This is a genomic window from Chamaesiphon sp. VAR_69_metabat_338, assembly GCF_031423935.1.
Classification (GTDB): Bacteria; Cyanobacteriota; Cyanobacteriia; order Cyanobacteriales; family Chamaesiphonaceae; genus Chamaesiphon.
In genome coordinates this window covers 1-7,780 of sequence record NZ_JANPGM010000220.1, presented here as the reverse complement: position 1 = coordinate 7,780, position 7,780 = coordinate 1, and the positions used below count along the sequence as shown (strand labels likewise).

The 7,780-nt window shown below is 46.9% G+C and carries 4 protein-coding genes; 3 read left to right on the top strand and 1 reads right to left on the bottom strand.

All coding sequences use genetic code 11. The features are described from left to right. Positions 1 to 2,616, top strand: a 2,616-nt coding sequence (gene topA / locus RMO84_RS06515; RefSeq protein WP_310487662.1) for a type I DNA topoisomerase, incomplete at its 5' end; no start/stop codon positions are given. Positions 2,617 to 2,712: 96 nt separating this feature from the next. Here the strand turns inward: topA and ppk1 are convergent. Beyond that, positions 2,713 to 4,869 carry a polyphosphate kinase 1 gene (ppk1, locus tag RMO84_RS06510; protein ID WP_310487661.1) on the bottom strand — a complete coding sequence of 719 codons (2,157 nt, stop codon included), beginning with the start codon at positions 4,867 to 4,869 and terminating at the stop codon, positions 2,713 to 2,715. Between the two features lie 423 nt (positions 4,870 to 5,292). Here ppk1 and RMO84_RS06505 point away from each other — a divergent pair, with 423 nt between their 5' ends. Then, on the top strand, positions 5,293 to 6,282 hold the full coding sequence (locus tag RMO84_RS06505) for a hypothetical protein (RefSeq protein ID WP_310487660.1): 990 nt from the start codon (positions 5,293 to 5,295) through the stop codon (positions 6,280 to 6,282). Between the two features lie 230 nt (positions 6,283 to 6,512). Next, positions 6,513 to 7,607, top strand: coding sequence for a hypothetical protein (locus tag RMO84_RS06500; RefSeq protein ID WP_396135786.1), 1,095 nt, complete (start codon positions 6,513 to 6,515; stop codon positions 7,605 to 7,607). Positions 7,608 to 7,780 lie beyond the last annotated feature (173 nt).

Sequence of the window (7,780 nt, the reverse complement as noted above, 5' to 3'; positions counted from 1 at the left end):
AGTTATGTGGTCAAAGCTTCGATGGGGCACGTTCGCGATTTACCACCGTCTGCTGAGGAAATCCCCCCCGAATATAAAGCGCAGAAATGGGCAAACCTGGGCATCAATGTTGAGGACGGGTTTGCGCCGCTGTATATCATTCCCAAAGACAAGCGTAAAATCGTTCAGGAGCTAAAAACCGCGCTCAAAGGTGCCCAAGAATTGATTCTGGCGACAGACGAAGATCGCGAAGGCGAAAGTATTAGCTGGCACTTGTTACAATTACTCAATCCCAAAGTACCGACCAAACGGATGGTTTTCCACGAGATTACCAAAGAAGCCATCCAAAAGGCACTCAAGAATTGCCGGAACATCGACGAACAAATCGTTCACGCTCAGGAAACGCGACGAATTCTCGATCGATTGGTCGGTTATACGCTCTCGCCACTATTATGGCGGAAGATCGCTGGCGGCCTCTCGGCTGGCCGCGTCCAGTCGGTAGCAGTGAGATTATTAGTCATTAAAGAACGCCAACGACGGGCGTTTAAGTCAGCCCAATACTGGGATCTCAAAGCCCTGTTGACACATAACAAAGCCGAGTTTGACTCCAAGCTCGTTACGCTAGATGGCGTCAAAATTGCCACAGGTGCCGATTTCGATCCGAATACTGGCAATCTGTTAGCCAATAAAAAAGTGAAAGTCCTCAACGGGGTTGAGGCTAAAGCTTTAGTTACCAATCTCAACGGTAAAACCTGGACAGTCACAGGATTAGAAGAAAAACCCGTCACCCGCAAACCCGCGCCCCCGTTTACAACCTCCACCCTCCAACAGGAAGCCAATCGCAAACTGCGCCTCTCCGCGCGCGAAACCATGCGCGTCGCCCAAAGCCTGTACGAGCAAGGTTATATCACCTACATGCGGACGGATTCAGTCAACCTCTCCGCCCAAGCGATCGACGCTGCCCGTGCCTGCGTCCTAGAAAAATACGGCCAAGAATATCTCAGCCCCAAACCCCGCCAATACAGCACCAAATCCAAAGGTGCCCAAGAAGCCCACGAAGCAATTCGTCCCGCTGGGAGTAGCTTTCGGACGCCTAGAGAAACTGGACTGGCTGCCAAAGAATTGCAACTCTACGATCTGGTGTGGAAACGCACGGTGGCCTCCCAAATGGCGGATGCGCGTCAAACCCAGCTCAGCGTCGATTTACAGGTTGAGAATGCGGGATTCCGCTCCTCTGGTAAGCGGATCGATTTCCCCGGCTACCTCAGAGCGTATGTCGAAGGCTCCGACGATCCGAACGCCGCGATCGAAGACCAAGAAATCATTCTCCCCGCTTTAGTCAAAGGCGACAAACCCAATTGCAAAAAACTCGACGCGATCGACCACGAAACCCAACCCCCCGCCCGCTACACCGAAGCCTCCCTCGTCAAGATGCTCGAAAGTGAAGGGATCGGGCGTCCCAGTACCTATGCCAGCATCATCGGGACGATAATCGATCGTGGGTACGCCCAGCTCCAAAACAACGCGCTGGTGCCCAGTTTTACCGCCTTTGCGGTCACGGCTCTGCTGGAAAAACATTTTCAAGATCTTGTCGATCCGAGTTTTACCGCCCGGATGGAACAAACCCTCGATGATATTTCCACGGGTACGACCCAATGGTTGCCCTATCTAGAGAAATTTTATCTGGGCGAACAAGGGCTGGAAAATCAAGTCAAACAAGGCTTTACCGATATCGATGCCACCCTCGCCCGGACGATCGATCTGGGCGATCTCGATGTCAAAGTTCGGATCGGTAAATTTGGCGCATTCATCGAAACCGAATCCGGCAACGCCTCCATCCCCAAAGATCTCACCCCCGCCGATCTGGCTCCCGAAACGATCGAGATGTTGCTCAAACAAAAGAGCAGCACCCCCGACACCTTGGGCAATCACCCCGAAACCGGCGAACCGATCTATCCCAAACTCGGCCCCTTCGGCCCCTACGTCCAACTTGGCGACAAGGATGAGGATAGCAAGAAAAAACCCAAACAATCTTCCCTACCCAAAGGGATGAAACTCGAAGACGTCACCCTTGAAATCGCCGTCGAGCTGCTCAAACTGCCGCGCAGTCTGGGCGTTCACCCCGAAACTGGCGGTAAACTCCAAACCAACCTCGGTCGATTTGGCCCTTATATCCTCCACGATCGCGGTAAAGACGGTAAAGAATATCGATCGCTCAAAGCCACCGATGACGTCCTCACCGTCTCTCTCGATCGCGCGCTAGCGATCCTCGCCGAACCGAAATCGACCCGTGGTGGCAAAAAAGAACCTCTGCGGACGATCGGCAATCACCCCGACGACAACGAACCCATCGCAATTTTTGCTGGCCCGTATGGTAAATATATCAAACACGGCAAAATTAATGCGGGCATCCCTGAAGGTGAAACAGTCGAAGGCATCAGCCTGGAAACTGCTCTAAGTCTGCTGGTAGCCAAAGGCGACACCACCAAGAAAACTACCACTAAAAAGACCGCAACTACCAAGAAAGCGGCCACCGCGACGAAGACAAAGGCGACTACCACTAAAGCGAAAACTACCGCAGCCAAGAAAACAACCACAGCTAAAAAAACGACTACGACTAAATCAAAAACTAGTTAGAACTAGCTAGTCTCAGACCAAAACCCCGACTTCTTGAAGAAGTCGGGGTTTTTATTTTATTAAGTGCGTAGATCGTTAATACCTGAGTGCAATGTGTTAATTTGCCGCCATCTCCATCAAAATTTGTTGGGTACTTTGTTCTGCCATGCCCGATCGCGGACGACGTTGGCTGTAGCTGCCATTGGATTGCATATCCCAAGCTTGACGGTTATCTGAGAGCATAATGCCCAAAATTTCCTGGAGATCGCTAGAGATTTCGGGATCTTCGATCGGGGTAATCACCTCGACGCGGCGATCGAGATTGCGAGTCATCCAGTCGGCACTGCCGATGAACACCTTGGCATCGCCACCATTCTGGAAATAATAGATCCGTGAATGTTCCAGAAATCTGCCGATGATACTAATGACGCGGATATTTTCGCTGACGCCTGGTACCCCCGGACGCAGACAGCACATCCCGCGTACGATCAGATCGATCGAGACACCAGCCTGGGAGGCGCGATAGAGATGCGCAATCATTTTAGGATCGACGAGAGCGTTCATTTTAATGACAATTCGACCAGTTTTACCCGATCGCACGTGTTCGATTTCGCGATCGATTAACCGATCGAATGATTCGCGGGTATTTACTGGTGAGACAAGTAGCTTCCGATAAGACTTTTGCTGCGAATAACCAGTCAAATAGTTAAACAGATCGGTGAGATCGGCACCGAGTTCGGGACGACAACTAAACAACCCAACATCTGTATATAACTTGGAAGTTTTCGCATTATAATTTCCCGTACCGATGTGGACGTAACGGCGAATTTTGTCATCTTCTCGGCGGACGACTAATACTACTTTGGTATGGGTTTTCAGGCCGACTAGTCCATACACGACATGCACGCCAGCTTGTTCTAATTTACGGGCGAGATTGATATTATTTTGCTCGTCAAATCTTGCCTTAAGTTCGATCAATACCGAGACTTGCTTGCCATTTTCAGCCGCTTTAATGAGTGATTTAAGGATGTGCGAGTCGCCAGTAGTACGATACAAGGTCATCTTAATCGCCAACACCTTGGAGTCGTTAGCGGCACAAGTAATAAACCGTTCGACTGTATCGGGAAAAGATTGATAGGGATGATGGAAAAATAGATCTTTTTGAGCGATTAAATTGAAAAAATTACTACTATCATCAGTGCTTTTCAACCGCCGTAATACTGTCGGGACGATCGCATTCCACGGGGGATCTTTGAGTTCGGGAATCGGCAGGGCTAAAAAAGACATCAAATCTCCTAAACCCAGCATCCCATCGACTTCATAAATATCTTGAGCCGTTACTTCTAGCTCCTCTTGGAGCATCCGCCGAATGTGTGAAGGCATCACCGAATCTACTTCAATTCTGACTGTAGAGCCACCTTTGCGCCGCTTCCGCAAGCCATGCTCGATCGCTTGGAGCAGATCGTCAGCTTCATCTTCGGCAACGCTAATATCGGCATTGCGAGTCACGCGGAAGGTAAAACAATCTTGGATATTCATCCCGGGAAATAGGGATTCGAGATTGTGCGCGATTAATTGTTCGAGAGAAATTCCCGTCCAAATTTGAGCGCGCTCGGGATTGGCTTGCAACGGGTGAGATCGATCGATTGCTTGTAATTCTGTCGGCAACCGAATAAATCGCGGTAAGACTTGGGGTACCTTAACTCTGGCAAATAACTCTTCACCAGTATCGGGATGCACGATTGCAACGGCGAGATTTAAACTGAGATTGGAAATATAGGGAAATGGATGTCCGGGATCGACAGCTAAAGGTGTCAGGACTGGAAATATTTGTTCTTCAAAATAGCTTTGTAAATAATTACATTGCTCTTGATTGAGGTCGAAATAATCCAATAAGTAAATCCCCTGTTGGATCATTGCCGGACGTAACACTGTTTCAAAATGATGGTGTTGTTGCGTGACTAACTGCTGCACTCGCTGGCTGGCTACGGCTAGTTGCTCCGTCGGCGTACGGCCATCTGGGGTAGTTTGACTGACTTTAGCTTCGATTTGCTGAGCGATCGAGGCAATTCGCACCATAAAAAATTCATCGAGGTTAGAGCTAAAAATCCCCATAAATTTGAGTCGTTCGAGCAGTGGTGTGCGCTCGTCCATTGCTTCATGCAAAACGCGACTATTAAATTCTAACCACGTTAATTCCCGACTCAAATAATACTGCGGATCGGTTAAATCGATATCCGATCGATCGGTAATGGGCGATTTTGAGAAAGTCATATCGCAAGGCTCCAATTTCTAATTTCAACTTTCTGGCTAAGGTTGCTCGCTATTGGCGATGTTTGACTAGTCCCACTCACTAAAAGTACCCAAACATCCCTAATTATACCTTCCTACTCTATACCTTCCTACTCTGTGAGATCTCACGCTCGTTCGAGTCGGTTGTCGGTTGCACTTCAGGATCTCTAGTACAAATAGCCTAAAATAGTACAAAAATCCTAAAAAGTCTTGACGGAGAAAAATTATTGAAGTACAATAGTACTATTCAAAGCGAAATTGCTAAATTTAGCAAACCGCAAGTGTAGTTTAGTTAGGTTGCTCGCCGATTTGGGCATACTTACAAGGCGATCGATAGACTTCTAAATGTGAGTAATCGCAAAGCACGGTGGTTTTCAGGCGTTTTATCCTTAAGGCAAATAAGTTATGGCAATAATTAAAGATAGCAAGACCCAAATTCTCGCCGAACTCGATCGAATTTTGGCAGAGCAATCTCGATCTGGATCGAAAGTCGCCACTAAAGAAGAAGAAGCGCAACTAGCCAAGAATAAAGAAATTGTTACTAAAGCTGCGACTTATACCGTTGACACGATCGTCAAAGGGATGGCCGATTTACAGCTCGAATTTGGTAGTATTATTACGGGTTTATCCGATCGATTGACGCTCGAAGTTGAAAAACTTACCGAAGTCAAGCAATCGATCGACATTGAAACCCAACATCGCGCCGAACTCCAACAAGTTCGCGTAGTTGCCGATGCCCTCCATCTTGTCACCCAAGAGCATCAGCAAAGCTTAAAAGCAATCGAGCAGCAACTCACAGACGATCGTGAAGATCTCGAAAAAGAGCAAGTCAGCCTCCGCAAACAGTGGGAACGGATCGATCGAGAATATACCGAACAGCAACTAGAAGCAACGACAGTTGTCGCTAAGGATCGGCAAAAAGAGCAAGACGAAGTGCAGTATAAAATCGTCCGCGATCGTCAGTTGCAGACCGATGCTTATACCGAAGCCAAACGGAATCAAGAGCAAGAAGTTAAAGATCTCGATCGCGAAAAGCAAAAGCAATGGAAAGAGCGAGAAAAATTCTTGAAAGACAATCAAAAACTTGCGGAAGAAAATCTGGCTAAAGTGGCAGCATTCCCCGCCGAACTCGAAGAAGCAGTTAAAAAAGCTAGAGAAGAAGCCATTAAAGAAACTAGTAGCGATGCCAAAGTTAAAGCTGACTTAGTAGAGAAAGAATGGGAAGGTAGCAAGCAAGGCTACGATCTCAAAATTCAATCCTTAGAGCGAGTCGTCGAGCGTCAAAACGAGCAAATTATCGCGATTACCGAGCAATTGCAAACAGTGATGAATCAAGCGCAATCCCTCGCAATGAAAGCATTCGAGACTTCTGCCAGAATTAGCGAGAAAAATTAAAAATTTCGCAATTTTCAGATATCAACCAATCGATTATCGCAGTTTTCTCACCGAGAGAAAGAGGTATAAAGCCTTCCTTTTCAAGGGAATTAAAAAGATATTTCTTGCTGCTTCAATCCTCTTCACTTAGGCAAGGGGTCATTCTCTTCTTGGTACGCTAAACCTGGAGGAAACCTCCAGAGCGCGCGTCCACAATTTTCAATTTTTAATTCTTAATTCTCAATTCCTAAATTATGGCACCAAAACCCACCGATAAAAACACCAAAGCAGAAATCTTAGCTGCTTACAGTCAACTAGCCGAAGAGAAAAAAACTCTAGAATCAGAAGTTAAAAATATTCAAAAGCAAGCAAGCGCACCCGCTCCTGCGGCCAAAGTTGTTAAAGAAGTAGCTAAAGACGAACCCAAAGCCACCATGAATGCAGTTCCTAGCCAAGATAAACTCAACTACACGATCGGCAGTTTAGATGGCCTCCAGCTCGGTTTTGGAGCCGCAGTGAGCGAGTTATCAGAGAAACTGGCAACCGAAGCTGCCAAACTAGCTGAAATTCGGGAGGCTGTCACTGCAGAAATCACCGATTTACAAGTGCTGCACACTCTTGCAGTCGATGAAGGTACATTTGAAGAACTAATTGAAAACTATCAAACTAGTTCTAAAGCCTTTGGGGAAGAGTTAAGACTGCGCCAAGAAGCTGCCGAGCAAGAAGTGCAAACCTTGACTAAAACATGGAATAAAGAACAAGAACAAAACGGGATTACTGTTAAAGAACGGGTCGAACTCGATCGCAAAAATAGTCAGCGCGAAGTTCAAGAATACAAGTATAATTTAGAGCTGACCAGAAAACTCGATCGCGAACAATACGAACAGCAACAAGCAGCTCTCTATTACGAACTAGCTGAAGCTAAAGAAGTCCAAGACAAAGCCTGGAGCGAGCGAGAACTAGCTGTAATCGAACGGGAAAAATCATTCCATGAAGCGAAAGAAAAAGTAGCAGCTTTCGTTCAAGATAAAGAAAAAGCGATCGATAAAGCCAAAGGTGAAGGTAAAGGAATCGCAACTTATCAAGCTAAAATCAAATCCGATCTCTATGCCAAAGAAGTCGAAGGTCAAAAACGCTTCTATGAAGGTCAGATCGAATCCCTAGAAGATGCAATCGCCGATCGAGGCGAACGGCTTAATAGTCTGTCTAAACAACTAGAATCTGCACTCAAACAAGTTCAAGATCTGGCTGTTAAGGCGATCGAAGGTTCGGCAAATGCTAACTCTTATCAGACGCTCAAAGAGATTACTTTAGAGCAAGCCAAGTCTCAAGCCAAAACTAAATAGTTAACGTTAGTAATTACCGTAGATCTTCGGGTACCCACGAGGGGCACCCCTACCAGTTATCTATAGGGGGGCCCCGTCTTGACGTTTTTTTATGCGGGGGTTCCCCCTACATAAAAACGCCGCTTGTGGGTACCCTCTATTTTTGACTACCAATCTTTTGAATTAATTGCCAC

Coding starts and splice junctions, on each gene's coding strand:
- ppk1 (WP_310487661.1), bottom strand. CDS start 4,869: ATGACTTTCTCAAAATCGCCCATTACCGATCGATCGGATATCGATTTA.
- RMO84_RS06505 (WP_310487660.1), top strand. CDS start 5,293: ATGGCAATAATTAAAGATAGCAAGACCCAAATTCTCGCCGAACTCGAT.